18 protein-coding genes are annotated in these 16,762 nt (G+C 61.5%); 14 read left to right on the top strand and 4 right to left on the bottom strand.

The annotated features are described in order from the left end of the window. Positions 1 to 8 precede the first annotated feature (8 nt). From plsX to SPISAL_RS04120, 11 genes are all read left to right on the top strand, one after another. A complete protein-coding gene (gene plsX / locus SPISAL_RS04170) occupies positions 9 to 1,037 on the top strand; it encodes a phosphate acyltransferase PlsX (RefSeq protein ID WP_041389204.1) in 1,029 nt (342 codons plus the stop codon). Next, positions 1,034 to 2,005 (top strand): beta-ketoacyl-ACP synthase III, encoded by a 972-nt coding sequence (locus tag SPISAL_RS04165; RefSeq protein ID WP_016353216.1) that lies wholly within the window; start codon positions 1,034 to 1,036, stop codon positions 2,003 to 2,005. The genes plsX and SPISAL_RS04165 overlap by 4 nt, the downstream gene beginning before the upstream one ends. A 12-nt stretch (positions 2,006 to 2,017) precedes the next feature. Beyond that, positions 2,018 to 2,965 carry an ACP S-malonyltransferase gene (gene fabD / locus SPISAL_RS04160; RefSeq protein WP_016353215.1) on the top strand — a complete coding sequence of 316 codons (948 nt, stop codon included), beginning with the start codon at positions 2,018 to 2,020 and terminating at the stop codon, positions 2,963 to 2,965. A 2-nt stretch (positions 2,966 to 2,967) separates the two neighbouring features. Then, on the top strand, positions 2,968 to 3,711 hold the full coding sequence (gene fabG / locus SPISAL_RS04155; RefSeq protein ID WP_016353214.1) for a 3-oxoacyl-ACP reductase FabG: 744 nt from the start codon (positions 2,968 to 2,970) through the stop codon (positions 3,709 to 3,711). 88 nt (positions 3,712 to 3,799) lie between these two features. After that, on the top strand, positions 3,800 to 4,039 hold the full coding sequence (gene acpP, locus SPISAL_RS04150; protein WP_016353213.1) for an acyl carrier protein: 240 nt from the start codon (positions 3,800 to 3,802) through the stop codon (positions 4,037 to 4,039). Positions 4,040 to 4,151: 112 nt separating this feature from the next. Next, positions 4,152 to 5,396, top strand: coding sequence for a beta-ketoacyl-ACP synthase II (gene fabF, locus SPISAL_RS04145; RefSeq protein WP_016353212.1), 1,245 nt, complete (start codon positions 4,152 to 4,154; stop codon positions 5,394 to 5,396). Continuing rightward, entirely contained in the window at positions 5,393 to 6,247 is an 855-nt protein-coding gene (pabC, locus tag SPISAL_RS04140; RefSeq protein ID WP_016353211.1) for an aminodeoxychorismate lyase, read from the top strand. Before fabF ends, pabC begins: the two co-directional genes overlap by 4 nt. Further along, on the top strand, positions 6,247 to 7,284 hold the full coding sequence (mltG, locus tag SPISAL_RS04135) for an endolytic transglycosylase MltG (RefSeq protein ID WP_016353210.1): 1,038 nt from the start codon (positions 6,247 to 6,249) through the stop codon (positions 7,282 to 7,284). Before pabC ends, mltG begins: the two co-directional genes overlap by 1 nt. After that, on the top strand, positions 7,281 to 7,913 hold the full coding sequence (tmk, locus tag SPISAL_RS04130) for a dTMP kinase (protein WP_016353209.1): 633 nt from the start codon (positions 7,281 to 7,283) through the stop codon (positions 7,911 to 7,913). The genes mltG and tmk overlap by 4 nt, the downstream gene beginning before the upstream one ends. Continuing rightward, on the top strand, positions 7,900 to 8,853 hold the full coding sequence (gene holB / locus SPISAL_RS04125) for a DNA polymerase III subunit delta' (RefSeq protein WP_016353208.1): 954 nt from the start codon (positions 7,900 to 7,902) through the stop codon (positions 8,851 to 8,853). Before tmk ends, holB begins: the two co-directional genes overlap by 14 nt. Beyond that, positions 8,850 to 9,626: a TatD family hydrolase gene (locus SPISAL_RS04120; RefSeq protein ID WP_041389585.1), complete on the top strand. Its 777-nt coding sequence runs from the start codon at positions 8,850 to 8,852 to the stop codon at positions 9,624 to 9,626. The genes holB and SPISAL_RS04120 overlap by 4 nt, the downstream gene beginning before the upstream one ends. On the opposite strand, the gene SPISAL_RS04115 is transcribed toward SPISAL_RS04120, so the two are convergent. The 4 genes from SPISAL_RS04115 to SPISAL_RS04100 form a co-directional block, all read right to left on the bottom strand. Continuing rightward, positions 9,614 to 10,819, bottom strand: coding sequence for a TraB/GumN family protein (locus SPISAL_RS04115; RefSeq protein WP_016353206.1), 1,206 nt, complete (start codon positions 10,817 to 10,819; stop codon positions 9,614 to 9,616). The two genes, SPISAL_RS04120 and SPISAL_RS04115, sit on opposite strands and share 13 nt — an antisense overlap. A gap of 107 nt (positions 10,820 to 10,926) precedes the next feature. Then, entirely contained in the window at positions 10,927 to 11,667 is a 741-nt protein-coding gene (locus tag SPISAL_RS04110; protein ID WP_016353205.1) for an SDR family NAD(P)-dependent oxidoreductase, read from the bottom strand. Between the two features lie 14 nt (positions 11,668 to 11,681). Beyond that, positions 11,682 to 12,644 (bottom strand): 2-hydroxyacid dehydrogenase, encoded by a 963-nt coding sequence (locus tag SPISAL_RS04105; protein ID WP_016353204.1) that lies wholly within the window; start codon positions 12,642 to 12,644, stop codon positions 11,682 to 11,684. A 253-nt stretch (positions 12,645 to 12,897) separates the two neighbouring features. Continuing rightward, positions 12,898 to 13,560: a rhomboid family intramembrane serine protease gene (locus SPISAL_RS04100; protein WP_016353203.1), complete on the bottom strand. Its 663-nt coding sequence runs from the start codon at positions 13,558 to 13,560 to the stop codon at positions 12,898 to 12,900. Between the two features lie 98 nt (positions 13,561 to 13,658). On the opposite strand from SPISAL_RS04100, the gene SPISAL_RS04095 reads away from it, so the two are divergent. The 3 genes from SPISAL_RS04095 (at position 13,659) to SPISAL_RS04085 (ending at position 16,761) form a co-directional block, all read left to right on the top strand. Further along, positions 13,659 to 14,963, top strand: coding sequence for a DUF3422 family protein (locus SPISAL_RS04095; protein ID WP_016353202.1), 1,305 nt, complete (start codon positions 13,659 to 13,661; stop codon positions 14,961 to 14,963). Further along, positions 14,947 to 15,672 carry a TVP38/TMEM64 family protein gene (locus SPISAL_RS04090; RefSeq protein WP_016353201.1) on the top strand — a complete coding sequence of 242 codons (726 nt, stop codon included), beginning with the start codon at positions 14,947 to 14,949 and terminating at the stop codon, positions 15,670 to 15,672. The genes SPISAL_RS04095 and SPISAL_RS04090 overlap by 17 nt, the downstream gene beginning before the upstream one ends. A 75-nt stretch (positions 15,673 to 15,747) precedes the next feature. Beyond that, on the top strand, positions 15,748 to 16,761 hold the full coding sequence (locus SPISAL_RS04085) for a class I fructose-bisphosphate aldolase (RefSeq protein WP_016353200.1): 1,014 nt from the start codon (positions 15,748 to 15,750) through the stop codon (positions 16,759 to 16,761). Position 16,762: the final 1 nt, after the last annotated feature.

Here is a 16,762-nt window from a genome sequence, read left to right as displayed (position 1 = left end):
GCGCGCTGATGAGTAAGTCCTGTACGCTGGCAGTCGATGCGATGGGTGGCGACTATGGGCCGTCCGTGACGGTACCGGCCGCACTCGCAATCCTCGAGCGTCATCAGGATATCCGCCTGGTCCTGGTCGGGGATGAAGCGACGCTCACCCAAGCGCTGAAAACCGCGGGCGCCGGCACGGACAACCGGTTAACTCTCCAGCCTGCCACCCAAGTCGTGGACATGGACGAAGCGCCCTCCCAAGCGCTTCGGTACAAAAAAGACTCCTCCATGCGGGTGGCCATTGACCAAGTAAAATCGGGCAACGCCGATGCCTGCGTGAGTGCGGGCAATACCGGTGCGCTCATGGCCACCGCGCGATACGTGCTAAAAACCCTGCCGGGCATTGATCGTCCCGCAATTTGCACCACGATTCCCTGCCTCGGCGGTCGCTTTCGGATGCTTGACCTGGGCGCCAACGTCGATTGCACGGCCGAGCATCTTTTTCAATTCGCGGTGATGGGGTCGGTGCTGGTGGAAGCCAGCGGCGACAGCGAGCAACCGCGAGTCGGCCTGTTAAACCTCGGAGAGGAAGAAATAAAGGGCAACGATCAGGTCAAGCAGGCTGCCCAGCTGTTACAAGACAGCGACCTCCATTATGTTGGGTACGTGGAGGGAGATCGCATGTTCAAGAATATTGCTGATCTGGTGGTCTGTGATGGCTTTACCGGTAACGTCGCACTCAAGAGCAGTGAAGGCGTCGCGGCCATGATCTCCCAGTACCTGCGGGAAGAGTTCCAACGTAACCTCCTCACCCGGGCGGCCGCCGTGGTGGCCTTGCCGGTCCTGCGCGCGCTTCGACGCCGCCTGGACCCGCGGAACTACAATGGCGCCAGCCTTTTGGGGCTTCGTGGTGTCGTCGTCAAAAGCCATGGCGGCGCGGATCAGACAGCCTTCGAGCAGGCGCTCGAAAAAGGCGTTTTTGAGGCCCGCGAAGCGATTCCGCACCGAATCGATGAGCGTCTCGGCGAGGTATTTGCCGGGGAGCGGCCCGCGTGAGCTGCGCCAGAATAACCGGCACTGGCAGCTATCTGCCCAACAGAATCCTCACCAATGCCGAGCTTGAGGCCCTGGTCGATACCTCAGACGCCTGGATCGTCGAGCGAACGGGCATCAAACAGCGGCATATCGCGGCACCGGATCAGACTTGTGTCAGCCTGGCTGAAATGGCTGCTCTTCGGGCTATTGAGGCGGCAGGGCTCACACCGGCCGACATTGACCTGCTCATTGTAGCGACTTCTACACCGGATCAGATCTTTCCGAGCACGGCGACGCGCTTGCTGGAGCGCCTGGGTATGCCAGGCGGCATACCCGCGTTTGACGTGGCGGCCGCTTGTTCCGGGTTTATCTATGCACTGGATATTGGCCATCGGTTTGTGCGCACGGGCGGCGCCCGACGGGCGCTGATCATCGGCGCCGAGGTCTTCTCGCGGATTCTTGACTGGAGCGATCGCGGCACCTGTGTACTCTTTGGTGATGGCGCCGGTGCGGTAGTGCTCGAGGCGAGCGAAAAGCCCGGGGTGATCTCAACGCATCTTCATGCAGACGGGCGACAGGAGCCTTTGCTCAATGTGCCTTGGGGTGTGGGGCAGGGTTATGAGGCCCTTAATGCAGACAGTGGCACCGTCAGTATGCGGGGCAATGAAGTGTTTCGGGTCGCGGTGCGCACGCTAGGCGCCCTTGTGGATGAAACACTATCGGCGAACGGGCTCGAGCGCGGCGACGTCGACTGGCTGGTGCCCCATCAAGCCAACATTCGCATCATGACAGCGACGGCAAGAGCGCTTGGGTTACCCATGGAGCGCATGGTCAGTACCGTGGCAGATCACGGGAATACGTCGGCGGCCTCCATCCCGCTGGCACTGGACTGCGCGGTACGCGATGGGCGGATTCAGCGCGGGGAGCTGCTGCTGCTTGAAGCCTTTGGCGCCGGGTTTACCTGGGGCTCAGCACTGATTCGTTACTAAAACAGGAAAGTGATGAAACGCAACGATCTCGCATTTCTTTTTCCAGGCCAGGGTTCACAGTCAGTGGGCATGCTCACGGCGCTCGCTGAACGCCATGCCGTGGTGCAGAAGACGTTCATCGAGGCCTCCACCGCTTTTGGTGAAGATCTCTGGGTACTTAGTTGCGACGGCCCCGAGACCTTAATGAATCGGACAGACCACACGCAGCCTCTGATGCTGACGGCCGGTGTCGCGGTCTGGCGGGCGTGGATCCAGGCCGGTGGGCCGAAGCCCGCCGCACTTGCTGGGCATAGTCTGGGGGAGTACACCGCGCTCGTCTGTGGTGGGGCGCTCAGCTTTCCAGATGCGGTTGCATTGGTCCATGACCGTGGACGGTTCATGCAGGACGCTGTCCCCGAGGGTGAGGGCGCCATTGCGGCTGTGCTGGGTTTGGCCGATGACGCCATCCAGGCGGTCTGTGACCAGGCTGCCGAGGGAGAGGTCGTCGAGCCAGTTAACTACAACGCCCCCGGGCAGGTGGTGATTGCCGGCCATGTTGGCGCCGTTGAAAGAGCACTCGCCGCGGCCCGCGAAGCCGGTGCCAAGCGGGCGGTACCGTTGCCGATGAGCGTACCGGCCCACTGTTCGCTGATGGAGCCGGCGGCTGAACGGCTGGCTGAGCGGCTTTCCCGGGTGACTCTCACCACACCGGAAATCCCGGTCATTCATAATGTGGATGTGAGTGAGAGCGGTCATCCCGACGCAATCCGCGAGCGGCTGGTTAACCAGGTCCGCTCACCGGTGCGCTGGACGGAGTGTGTACAGGCACTCGTCGGCCGCGGAATGACGCAGGCGGTCGAATGCGGTCCGGGACGAGTCCTTGCTGGCCTTAATCGGCGCATCAATCGTGAAGTGGCCACTCAGGCGATATACGATCCCGATTCGCTGGCTGGAGCACTCGATACACTGGAGGCGGAATGAACATGGATTTGACGGGGCAAGTAGCCCTAGTAACTGGCGCAAGCCGAGGCATCGGTGCGGCGGTGGCCCAAGGACTCGCGGCCTGCGGTGCAACTGTTGTTGGCACGGCCACCAGCGACGCTGGTGCCGCAAAAATCACCGAGGCGCTTCAGGGGAGTGGCTTTGGCGGCCGTGGTCTTGTGCTGGATGTCACCGAAGGCAGCCAGATCGAGTCCGTTGTTGCCGATGTCGCGGCACAAGAGGGCACGCCGAATATTCTGGTGAACAATGCCGGCATTACGCGTGACGGGCTGGCCATGCGGATGACCGACGATGACTGGGATGCCGTGGTGAATACCAACCTCAGCGCTACCTTCCGCATGACGCGCGGCGTGCTCCGCGGGATGATGAAAGCCCGGCGCGGACGCATTATTAATATCGGCTCGGTTGTTGGGCTAATGGGGAATGCCGGTCAAGCCAACTACGCCGCGGCGAAGGCCGGGCTGCTTGGTATGACTCGGTCGTTGGCGCGTGAGGTGGGAAGCCGCAACATCACGGTGAATGCGATCGCGCCCGGCTTTATTGCCACGGACATGACTGACGCACTGGATGACAATCAGCGCGAGGCGCTGACCGCACAAACACCGCTGCAGCGGCTGGGCGAGCCGGAGGACATCGCTGCGGCGGTTTGCTTCCTGGCCTCGGCCGGTGGCAGCTATATCACCGGCGAGACGCTGAATGTAAATGGCGGCTTGTTGATGAGCTAAGGGGTTGCTGGCAGATTGCTGGCAGATTCCCTAGAATACGGCCCCAGCCGGGCCAGGCCCTTATTCCGCAATCAGAGGTAGGAGCGAGATGAGCAGTATCGAGGAACGCGTCAAGAAGATCGTCGTAGAACAGTTGGGGGTGAAGGAAGAAGAGGTCACCACCGAGGCTTCCTTCGTGGACGATCTTGGTGCTGACTCGCTGGACACCGTTGAGCTGGTGATGGCACTCGAAGAAGAGTTCGAGTGTGAGATTCCCGACGAGGAAGCTGAGAAAATAACCACCGTCCAGCAGGCAATCGACTACATCAACCGCCATCTGGAGCAGTAAGCTCCGGCCCCGGTTGCGGGGGTATGTCAAGGCGTTTGAACGCGCGACTGGGCCGGCATCGTCCGGCCCGGTTTTTGTGTGCATGGACGAACAATAGTTTGGGGGTGTCTCTGTGAAAGGACGACGAGTGGTGGTAACCGGTCTGGGGATTGTCTCGCCGGTCGGCAACACGGTCGATCGTGCCTGGGCCAGTATCACCGCCGGCCAAAGCGGTATTGGACCGATCCAGCGGTTTGATACCGAGCAGTTTCCCGTGCGCTTTGGTGGCGAAGTCCGTGACTTTGACATCGAGGCGTACATTAGCCGCAAAGAAGCTCGCAAGATGGATCCGTTCATCCACTACGGCATCGCCGCAGCCGTCGATGCCGTAAAGGACGCCGGGCTCGAGATCACCGAGGACAATGCCGAGCGTATTGGGGTATCAGTCGGCTCGGGCATCGGTGGGATCCATTCCATCGAGGAGGGCCACAAGACCTGTCTGGACGCCGGTCCCAAACGGATTTCGCCTTTTTTCATCCCAAGCGCCATTATCAACATGGTCTCGGGCAATCTCTCGATCCTCCTGGGCGCCAAAGGCCCGAATGTTGCGACTGTCACCGCGTGCACGACGGCCACGCACAACATTGGCCAGTCCGGCCGACTGATTGCCTATGGTGATGCCGACGTCATGATTGCAGGGGGAGCGGAATTTGGTACAACGCCAACCGGGCTTGGCGGCTTTGCCGCGGCCCGGGCATTGTCCACGCGCAACGACGATCCGGCCGCAGCCAGCCGACCGTGGGACCAAGACCGTGACGGCTTCGTACTCGGCGATGGGGCCGGCATCCTCGTGCTCGAGGAGTACGAACATGCCAAGCGCCGGGGTGCAACGATCTATGGCGAGCTGACTGGCTTTGGCATGAGTGGCGATGCGCACCACATGACCTTACCGGCGGAGAGCGGGGAGGGGGCACAACGCTGCATGGATCAGGCCCTGCGCGATGCCGAAATGAACCCGGATGAGATCGAGTATATCAATGCCCATGGTACGTCGACGAAGGCCGGGGATCGGGCTGAGGTCTTCGCGGTGAAAGGCAGCTTCGGGGGACACGCCGGGAACCTGTCGATCAGTTCGACCAAGTCCATGACAGGGCATCTGCTCGGGGCCGCCGGCGGCATTGAAGCCGTATTTACCCTGCTTGCGATGCGTGATGGCGTGCTGCCGCCGACGATTAACTGTGATCAGCCGGATCCTGATCTCGAACTGGACTTTGTGGCCAATGAGACCCGGGAGCGGCCTATTCGGGCGGCCCTTTCAAACTCCTTCGGGTTTGGTGGCACCAACGGCACGGTCATTTTCCGTGCCCTGGACGCGTGAGCGCACTCCACTCCGATCTGCTGATTAACGGCGCGCCTGCCACCTCGGTTTCCGCAGACGATCGAGGCCTTCGCTACGGCGATGGCGTCTTTGAGACAGTGGCCGTGATCGACCATCAGCCTGTGCTCTGGGGTGCGCATCTGGAGCGCCTGCGGCACGGCTGTGCCCGCCTTGGCATACTGCCTCCCGAACAAGACCAGTTGGCGGCCGACCTTGGCGCGCTATCCCTGCCGTCTTTCGGGGCCCTTCGTCTCACCGTCACACGCGGAAATGGGGGGCAAGGTTATGCCCCGCCAGCAACGCCACAACCGACGCGGATCCTCCAGCGTCTTTCAATCCCCGATCGACCCGCGCATTGGTGGCACACCGGCGTCGCGGTACGGGACTGTCAGATAACACTGGCCTCACAGCCCGCCCTGGCCGGCGTGAAACATTTGAATCGACTTGAGCAGGTGCTTGCCCGTGGGGAATGGCGGGATCCGGACATTGCTGAGGGCCTGATGTGCAGCGCCGATGGCGCACTCGTTGAGGCGACCGCCGCGAATCTCCTCATAGATGATGGTGAGCGGCTGATCATCCCGGACACCTCACAATGCGGCGTCGATGGCGTAATGCAAACTGCCTTGTTAAAGCAAGCAGAGGTACTGGGTATTCCCTGGGAGCGCCGCGTTATTTACCGCGATAGCCTGCGGCCTGAACATGGACTGATGCTATGCAACAGCCTGATCGGGCTTTGGTCGGTGGCAACGCGTGCAGGTACCGTGCACCGACAATCGACGCATGCGCGGGCCTTGCAAACGTGGATCAATGAAGCCCGCCTTGCGCTCACACCTGAGATAATGGCGACGTGATGCGACGGCAGATCCTGACATGGGGCGGGCTCGTGGCGGCCGGCCTGGTTATCGCGGGTGGGCTCTGGCTCGGCCAGGGCCTTATCGCGGTGGAACGCAGCGCAATGGTTGAGGAGACGGCCGAGTCTCGAGAAATCATGCCGTTTGTGGTGCGGTCAGGTGAGAGTTTTCGCGAAGTGGCCGACCGTCTGCAGGACCGTGGGCTTTTGCACCATCCGCTGCACCTTCGAATTTATGCGCGTTGGCAATCAATCGCGGATCAGATTCAACCCGGTGAATATGCGCTTGAGCCAGGGCTCTCTGCCGGGGCACTCATTCGGCGGATGGCTCGGGGGCGGGTCGTTCAGCACGAGTTAACCATCATCGAAGGGTGGCGCTTTCAGACGCTATGGCAGGCACTGCGTGCGCATCCAGCCGTGACGGCGACGTTACCAGCGGACGCAGAGGCCAGCGCAATCATGTCGGCGATTGGTCGTGGGGATATTGCGCCAGAGGGCCAGTTTCTGCCGGAGACCTATCGCTTCCCTCGGGGCACGCGCGATGTCGACATTCTGCGGCGTGCCAATCGGGATCTCGAGGCGACCTTGCGGCAGGCCTGGGCAGAGCGTGCGCCAGGGTTACCCCTCGATAACGCCCAGGAGGCACTGATTCTGGCGTCCATCATCGAGAAAGAGACCGGCGTGCCTGAAGAGCGTCGGACCATCGCGGGCGTGTTCACGCGACGCCTCGAGAAGGGCATGCGTCTGCAAACCGATCCAACCGTGATTTACGGGCTCGGTGAAGGGTTTGATGGTGATATTCGACACGAGGACCTGCGCCGCGATACGCCCTTTAATACCTACACGCGACATGGCTTACCGCCAACGCCCATCGCCTTACCGGGCGCCGCTGCAATACGGGCCGCCGTCGACCCGGCCGAGGGCGATGCCCTGTATTTCGTATCGCGGGGGGATGGTAGCCACCATTTCTCCGCGACCTACGAAGAGCACAATCAGGCGGTGCGCCGCTATCAGCTAGGGCTGGAGGATGATTCGTGAACACAGCGCCGCAGTTGATCACGGTGGAGGGCATCGAAGGTGCGGGTAAGAGCACCGCGATCGACACCATTGCCGGTTGGTTGATCAGGCAAGGGCATCGCGTCGTCACCACCCGAGAGCCCGGTGGTACGGCGCTCGGCGAAGAGCTGCGATCGATGCTGCTCACGCACCGAGCTGAGGGAATGGCGCCGGACACTGAGGTGTTGTTGATGTTTGCCGCCCGTGCTGAGCATGTGGCTCGGGTCATCCAGCCCGCGCTCGCCGCCGGTCAATGGGTGGTTTGCGATCGATTTGTCGATGCCAGCATCGCCTACCAGGGCGGTGGACGCGGACTGGGCGCTGATCGCGTCGAGGCGTTAGCCCAATGGGCGCTGGCCGATTTCATGCCCACGCTAACGCTGTGGCTTGATGTCCCAGTGGAGGAGGGGCTGAGGCGCGCAGCAGGGCGCAGCACGCCGGATCGCTTTGAGTCGGAAAAAACCCGGTTCTTTGAGGCCGTTCGGTCGAGCTATGCGCAGCTGGCCAAGGAACAGGGTGACCGTATCGCGCGGATCGATGCGGGTGTCCCATTGGAAGAGGTGACACAGGCGATCACCACAACACTTGAGGCACGCATTGCCAGGCGATGAAACGACTCTATCTGGGCCGCTACCCTGGCAGTCAGCGGCTTGGGCGCGATTTACCCGCGCGCTGGACGCGGGACGCAGCCCGCATGCCGTTTTGCTGGCCGGGAGCGCAGGCATTGGCAAAATGCGCCTTGCCGAAGCCATGGCGGCTCGACTCCTATGTGAACAGCCTGGGGCCGCGGGTGCCTGCGGTGCCTGTCGCGGCTGTCTTTTGCAGCAGGCGGGTAGCCATCCCGACCGTTTGACCGTTGTACCGGAGGCAGAGGGGAGCGGGATTCTCAAAATCGAGGCGGTGCGGGCGCTGACGGAGTTCAGCCAACGGACCAGTCAGTTTAATGGCTACCGGACCGCAATCCTGGCGCCCGCGGAGGCACTCAATCGCAACGCCGCCAACGCGCTGCTCAAAACGCTGGAAGAACCACCCTCCGGCGTCGTGCTCATTCTGGTCAGTCATCGCCCCGGACGCTTGCCCGCCACGATTCGCAGTCGCTGCCAGCTGTACCGACTCGGAATACCGAACCGAACAGCCGGCCTCGAATGGCTCACTACCCAGGGCATCACCGAGCCAGCGCCGCTGCTGGATCTGGCAGGCGGCGCCCCGCTTGAGGCCATCGCCCTTGCCGAGTCCGGCGGGGCAGCGCGCTATCAACAACTCGCCGATCATGTCAGCCAGGTGGTCAAAGGCGACCTCAGCCCGGTTGAGGCGGCTGGGCAATGGCAGGAGACGGGTGCGCGCCAGGTGACCGCGTTGATGCAGCACCTCGCGCTGGATGTGGCCCGAGCACAGGCCCGAGGTGAGAGGGGCAGGTTATCGGCACACCACCTCGGAGCGCGTGACATTCACGCCTTGGCGCTTCGCCTCGGCGATCTGCGCCGGGCTGCGGAGCAGAGTTTAAGCCGTGAGCTTTCCCTGGAGGCCTTGTTCCTGCTATGGCGCCCATGATCATTGATTCGCACTGCCACTTTCATTTGCTCGAAGAGCCCGAGAGTGCTGATGCAGCGCTCGCTGAGGCCCGTGCCGCCGGCGTCGACTATTTCCTGAATGTGGCGGTCGATACCGAGTCGCACGATGCGCTGACCGGCTTCAGCGAGCGGCATGCGCGCGTTTTTACCTCAGCCGGCGTACACCCCTGCGGCACCGGCGAAGATCCGTCTGTCGACGAGCTCGTGGCCCTGGCACAGCACCCGCGGGTGATTGCCATTGGTGAGACCGGACTCGATTATGGCGCAGGCCCGGGCGATTATGGCTGGCAGCAGACGCGCTTTAGACGCCATATCGAAGCTGGCCGAGCGGCCGGCCTGCCCATCATTGTTCACAGCCGGCTGGCGCCCGCCGATACGCTGCGCATCCTGCAAGAGGAGGGCGCTGAGGATGTCGGAGGCGTCATCCACTGCTTTGTTGAGGATGCCGACACCGCCAAGGAGTTACTGGATTTGGGATTTTACCTGTCGCTTTCCGGCATCCTGACGTTTCGAAATGCCGAGGCGCTGAGGAAGACAGCGAGCCAACTGCCACTCGACCGGTTGCTCGTAGAGACCGATTGTCCTTATCTGGCGCCCGTGCCGCATCGCGGCCAGGAGAACCGCCCAGCGTGGGTCACCGAGGTGATCGACTGCCTTGCGGGGTTACAACAAAACTCCGCAGAGGCCGTGGCCCAACAAACGGCCGAGAATTTTTTTGCCTGCTTTCCCCAGGCGCAGCCTCAAACGAGCTGACCGAAAATCCTGAACCCAGCCAGGTAGGTGCCGGCGGCCGAGCCGATTGAGGCGAACAGGAAGACCAGTAACGTCCGCGCAACGCGATTTCGCCACCAACCCCGCCAGTCTGCAACGGCTTCGCGCAGCTCACGAAAGTCAGCCACGCGGGGCCGGCGCATCGCCAATTCAATGCCACCCGCCACCATGCCGGCACCGACCGTGGGGTTGAGTGACGTCAGCGGTGCGGCAAAAAACGATCCGATGACCGTAACCGGGTGCGCCCTCGCCAGTGCCACGCCAAACGCACACAGGGCACCGTTGATCAGGACCCAGTCGAGCACCAACTGCAGCCCGAGATCGGTGCCGCGCGAAAAACCGATGCCAAAGCCCACGAGAATAATTGCCACCACGATCCAGGGCAGGAGTTTGGGCCAGCGCGCCGGTTTGGGGATGCGCTCCAGCTCGGCGCGGGTGGCCGCTGGCTCCGCTAAGCCTTCGCTCAACGAACGTTCCAGACCTTCGAGGTGCCCGGCCCCTACAACGGCGAGAACGCGCTTGGGAGGGCCGTTCTCGGCCGTCTGCTGCGCTTCAAGCAGTCGAGCCGCCATGAACTGATCCCGCTCATCGATTAAAGGCGTATAGAGGGAAGCCGAGCCGGCAGCGAATTCGCTGAACGTCGATTCCAGCATATCGCCCTGTTTGAGACGCTCAATATCCTCAGAACTAACCTCAGTTCGAGACAGCAAGCTGCTGATAAGCCCCGTAAATATGGAATAGCGCTGCCACCAAGGTACGTTGCGATACACGCGTTTCAGCGTTGTGCCAATTTCGCGGTCAATAAGCCAAAGGGGCAGACCGAGGCGCTTTGCGCCGGTGGCGGCTGCCTCAAGCTCCGCGCCGGGGCGGATGTCGAACTGCTGGGCCAGGCGCTGCTGATAGGCCCCGAGTGCAAGGCTTGCCATCACCATCCCGGCCTTGCCCTGGCGGAGAATCTCGAAGAGATCGAGCTTTTCGAGCGCCTTGGGATCAGTCATTGCGTTGTAGCGCGTGTCGCAGAGCTCAATGGCCAACGCATCGTAGGTGCCGGCGTCAATTTCCCGGCGCACGTCAGCGACACTTTCCGGAGAGACGTGAGCGGTCCCCAACAGGACAAACGTGGTGTCGCCCACGACAGCGTGGCGAATCAAATGCGTGTCGTTAATGCCTGTCATTGGATTCCGGTCTGGTGAGGGTGCCGGCATTATCCGGCGCCAGGTTATCTTTGGCTACCATATAATTGCGTATAATATATATTATGTTAAATAGCAGATATCCCGATTCATGCAGTCACCGGGGTGTGCTCACGGATATCCCACTCCGCTTCGCTGAATCGCTGCGCGTCGCGAAGATTCACGACGGCCTCAATGAATGCCGCTGCGTCTTCGGCCGACGTGAGTTCACCCATCGCCTTTAAGGCGCGGAAGCGCTCAACGGCAGGAAAATCCTCCTGCGTCTGCGCACGAATCAGGGCCTGCATGGGGGTATCCACCACACCCGGGCGCACACTCCCGACCGCGATATCGCGATCAGCCAGTTCTTGTCGCAGGATCTGATAGGCCATGTGCAGGCCCGCTTTACTGATGCAGTACGCGCCCCACCCCGCCAACGCCCGATGTGCCGCACCAGAGGAGACGTGAAGGATGCGTGCACCGGCTGGCATCTGGCCCACCAGGGCCCTTGTCAGCGCTATGGGCGCCTCGAGATTGATCGCGAGCGCCTGTCGCAGGGCGTCGGGGGACTGCTCAACAAGCAGACCTACCGGCTCAAGCACACCAGCATTATGAATCAGGAGCGACACCGGTCGATCAGCGGCGGCCGCTATGATGGCCGCCTGTCCCGCCGTGTCGGCAACATCCGCTGGGCACGGGATAACCGATGGGTGTGAATCGCTTAGCTCGGCCAGTAGCGCCTCACGTCGTGCCACGGCCACAACTGGCCGTCCTGTAGCGGCCAGGCGCCGTGTTAAGGCCGCCCCAATGCCGCTGCTTGCACCCGTCACAATAGCGAGGTCGTTTTCCATCAAAGCCCTCCTTGTCAGGCGGTCACCACGCGGATTGGCTCGCCGGCTTGCCATGCCGCAATGTTTTCTACGGTCTGCTCGACGATGCGCTGCCGCGCCGTGCGACTGCCCCAGGCAGAATGTGGCGTCACGATCAGGTTGGGAATATCCGCAGCAAGCAGCGGGTTGCCATCGCGTGGCGGCTCCTGAGTGAGTACATCCATGCCCGCGCCTGCGATTTCACCCAATCGCAGGACCTCGGCCAGATCGGCCTCATTAACGATGCCCCCGCGCGCGGTGTTAATCACAAATGCCGTTGTCTTCATGGCGCGCAGCGTCTCAGCATTAATGAGATTGCGCGTCTGATCGGTCAATGGGCAATGCAGCGTAACGAAATCTGCGGTTGGCAGCGCCTCTTCAAAAAGGACTCGGCCTGGGCGAGCCTCAGTGCTGCCGGGCCGCTCGGCAATCAGCACCTCCATCCCGAAGGCTTCGGCCAGGCGGGCCACGGCTGAGCCGAGCTCCCCATGACCAACTACGAGCAGCCGCCGTCCCGCCAATTCGATGATCGGATAATCCAGAAAACAGAAATTCGGTGCCTGCTCCCATCGCCCTGCCCTAACGGCATCGCGATAGGGAACCAATTGGGTCGCCAGGGCAAGCATCAGCGTTAAGGTATGCTGGGCCACCGAGTCGGTGCCATAGGCCTGACAGTTGACCACCGTGATGCCCTGCGCGCGCGCCGCGGCTGTATCGATATTATTGACGCCCGTGGCGATGACACAAATCAGGCGCAGCGACGGGCATCGGGCGAGGATTGCTGCATCCAGCACGACTTTGTTCACGATCACGATGGATGCGTCGTGTATCCGGTCAGCGACCTGCGAAGGCTCAGTGCGCTCGTAGCTCGTCAGCCCACCCGTCGCGCTTTCCAGCGCTGATAGGTCGAGGTCACCGAGGTCAAGTGTCTCGCGATCCAGTAAAACAGCGCCTGACATGGCCTTTCCTTCCAGGTTTATGCACAGAAATTGTGCGTCGTGATAATCGGGTAGATCCCTGGCCGTGTAATCACGGCTTGCGTGATTTTAACAATCAGAAGTCTTACAAAAGTACGGTAAATTCTTGATAAAAATAAAATAAAATATATTGGTTAATATTCCGCCAATTTAACGCAAATGCCCGGTATCCAAGGCTTATATCCGCTGGGAACTTTTTCATCCACAGTCTTATCCACAGGTTCTGTGGACAAACTTAGCGCATGAGTCGGCGCTCCGGTTTGATGGGCAGATTTCCTCGCCAATACATAATCATAAGCAGACCAAAGGCCATGCCACCGAGGTGAGCGAAGTGGGCCACACCGGACATAGAGCCCGTCACGCCGGCGTATAACTCGAACGCACCGTACAAGACGACAAAGTATTTGGCCTTCAGCGGAATCGGCGGAAAAAGCAGCATCAGTTGCTGATTTGGGAACATCATCGCGAATCCCAGCAGAATGCCAAACACAGCCCCTGATGCGCCCACGGTGGGGTACACGCTGCCCGAGTCGACGGCCATGGTGGCGACCACGAGCTGGATAACCCCCGCTCCCACCAGGCAGACCAGGTAGAAGGTCAGAAATGGGCGTGAACCCCAGAAGCTCTCGAGTGCTGTGCCAAACATCCACAGCGCGAACATGTTCACGAACAAGTGCAACAAGCCGCCGTGGAGGAAGCCATAGCTCACCAGCTGCCAGAACTCGAAGCCGGGAATCCCGCCGGAGAGCCCTGGGCGCATGCCCTCGGCCCCCAGTGGCCAAAGCCCGAAGTGGATGATCATAGCTGGGCCGAGCAGCATGTAGGCGAGGAATCCGATCGCATTAGCGATCAGCAGGGTCATGACAACCGGGGTATCGTTCAGATTAGTGGGTCCCATTGCTGGCATGATACGGGTGTCAGGCTCGCGAACGCCACTTGCCGTCGCCCCACTCGGGCGTTAGCTTGCCTCATGTTTTTCGAAGGATAGCGCTGCTCATGCCTGATCAGACCGGAATTACCGCTCACCCACTGCGGGGCGCCCTACTGCGCGAGGCACATGCGCGGCCCTTCGAGAGCCTAGCCATCCCGCTGCGGGTCTCCCACCTGGTGATGCAAACCGGGACCAGCGGTCGCTCACAGGAGGTGGCGCACGTTAGCGAACTCTGCCGCGAGATGGGTATGGAGCCACCCGCGGAAGACGCCAGCCATTTTATTATCGAGACCGCTCACTGCCGGGTCCGCTGGGAGCGGCACACCGAGTTCTCCACTTACACGGTGTTTGCGAATGGCGATGAGGATGCGCCATTTAACAATCCAGCTATTCACTGCCTGCCGAAGCGCTGGCTGGAGCGCCTGCCGGGCGAGCTCCTCGCGGCCATGCATCTTAGCCTGCTCAACAACGGAACACTCGATGCCAATACCGACTCGCTTGGCCGTTATCTACAGCCCGACAGCCTGGCGGGCAGCTACTGCTCAGGCGGCGCAGCAAGCGTCTGGACGGATTTTCTGGCCGATCGTGAGGGTTACCTCCGGTTTCTGGTCATCGACGAAAGCTTGAGCCCTGCGCAGGCCGGGCGTCTGGTCCAGCGGTTACTGGAGCTGGAGACGTATCGGTTCATGGCGCTACTGGGCTTTCCCCTGGCCCGCGAGCTAGCGCCTGATATCACCGAGATGGAGAACCGACTCGGGACACTCATGGACCGATTGGCCACCGTTTCGGATCTGGCCGATGAACGTGACTTGCTCACCGCATTGTCGGAACTCTCGGCACAGGTCGAGCGCCTGATGGCGCGCACCAACTTTCGTTTCAGCGCCACGGCAGCCTATGGCACGCTCGTGCGGCGCCGGCTCAATGCCTTACGTGAGCAGCGTATCGAGGGCGTGAGCACGCTGGATGAGTTCATGGAGCGACGACTGGCGCCAGCGCTGGATACCTGCGTCCACATGGGCGAGCGCCTGGAGCGGGTTTCGAGCCGTGTCAGCCGTGCGGCCAATCTGCTGCGGACCCGGGTCGACGTTGCCCTCGAGGCGCAGAACCGCGATTTACTCGAATCCATGAACCGACGAGCGCGCCTGCAGCTACGACTCCAGGAAACAGTCGAGGGACTGTCCACCGTGATCCTGAGTTACTACGCCGTCTCCCTCGCGGGCTACGCCTTTCGTGGCCTGCACAGCATCGGCCTGATGCCCAACCCGGAGCTCGCAACCGCCATCACCATACCGGTGATTGCCATTACCGTAGCCATCGGCATTCGCCAGGTCAGAAAGCGCGTGACGCGGGCCGATGCCAACGCGGACTGAATGGCGCAACATCATTCGGGCACGGTGGCCGTTTCTCTGGCGGGGAGCGGTGGCCATTGCCATTCTGATCGGCATTATCGCCGCCTGGGAGGTCTACAGCCTCGAGGACTACACCGATATCCACGCATTACTGGCGCTGGGCGGGGAAATTCGTCACGAAGTCTGGGCGATTCCGGCAACGCTTGCGCTGTTCATCGGTGCCGGTGTGACCTTCCTGCCCCTGACCGTCATGGTGGTGGCCACCATTATCCTGTTTGGTGCGCTGGAGGGTTTCCTTATTGCGCTGGCGGGGACCGTCGCGACCGCGATTGTGGGATACGCACTGGGGAGCCTGCTGGGCGCGAAACCGCTGCAGCGTCTCGGGGGGCGCACGCTCAAGCGGCTGGACGCCCAAGCCGGGGCGCATGGCACAACGCTGATCGCCGCACTTCGTATACTTCCCGTCGCCCATTTTCACGCCGTGAGCTTACTCGCCGGGGCCTCCAGTATCGGTCCGGGCGCTTACCTCTGGGGGACGCTGCTGGGCACCGTACCCGGCCTGATCGTCATCGCCCTCGTTGGCAATCAGACCAAGCGTTTCTTGCTCGATCCTAATCCGCTGGGCTTTATCATACTGGCGCTTATCGGCGTGATCAGCCTTGTGCTGTTTCATTACCTGCGCCTCTGGATGCGGCGAGTCTCAGACTTTGAAACTGATCGCGGTCCGTAAAACTGCTGGTCGACTGCGGCAAAGCACATTAGAATCTGGCGCCAAAATAAAACCGGCACAGGAGGATGGATTCCCATGGACACCCACGGACAGATGCAGCGCACGGTCGAGCGCCTAACGAGCTCAGGACGGGGCATTCTGGCAGCGGATGAAAGCTATCCCACCATCACGCGACGCCTGTCTGATCATGGGATCGAATCCACCGAGGAAAACCGGCGTTTTTACCGCGCGTTGCTGGCCACCACGCCAGGCATCGGCGAGTACGTCAGCGGCATTATCTTCTTCGAAGAGACCCTCGGACAGAAAACGGATGACGGCACGCTCATTCCCGAGGCGTGTGAACAGCAGGACATCGTGCCTGGCATCAAAGTGGATAAGGGCCTGGTGGACCTGCCCGGTAGCGACGGCGAGAAGGTCACTCAGGGGCTCGACAATCTCGGAGACCGTCTGGATGGCTACCGGGCGCAGGGCGCCCTGTTTACCAAGTGGCGGAATGTCTACGCCATTTCCGAGGGCACGCCAGGCATTCAGGCGCTCGAGGCCAACGCCGAGGTGCTCGCCCGTTATGCGGCTATTGTGCAGTCCCGTGGGATGGTGCCGATCGTGGAGCCCGAGGTTCTGATGGACGGGAGCCACGACATGGCCCGCTGCGCCGAGGTCACGGAAGCCGCCCAGACAACACTGTTCGCCGCCTTGCGCCGTCACAACGTGCGTCTTGAAGCCGTGATCCTCAAACCCAACATGGTTCTGCCCGGCAAGGATCTTCCCCGTCCAACGCCAGAAGAATGCGCTGAAGAGACGCTAAAAGTCCTGCGCCGGACGGTGCCAGCGGCGGTGCCAAGCATCAATTTCCTCTCTGGCGGACAAACAGCCGAAGAGGCCACAGCGAATCTGAATGCCATGAATCAGCTGGACGGGCCGAAGCCCTGGGTGCTGAGCTTTTCCTACAGCCGCGCGCTGCAAAACCCAGTGCAAGCCGCCTGGAACGGTAACGCCGCCAATCGAGAAGCGGCCCAGCAGGCGTTTCTCAAGCGTGCCCGCCTCAACTCTCTAGCCCGCAAGGGCGAGTACGCCGCCAGCATGGAATAGG

This window comes from Spiribacter salinus M19-40 (genome assembly GCF_000319575.2).
GTDB lineage: Bacteria > Pseudomonadota > Gammaproteobacteria > Nitrococcales > Nitrococcaceae > Spiribacter > Spiribacter salinus.
The sequence above is the reverse complement of the archived record's forward strand: the minus strand, read 5'-3'. Positions and strand labels throughout refer to the sequence as shown.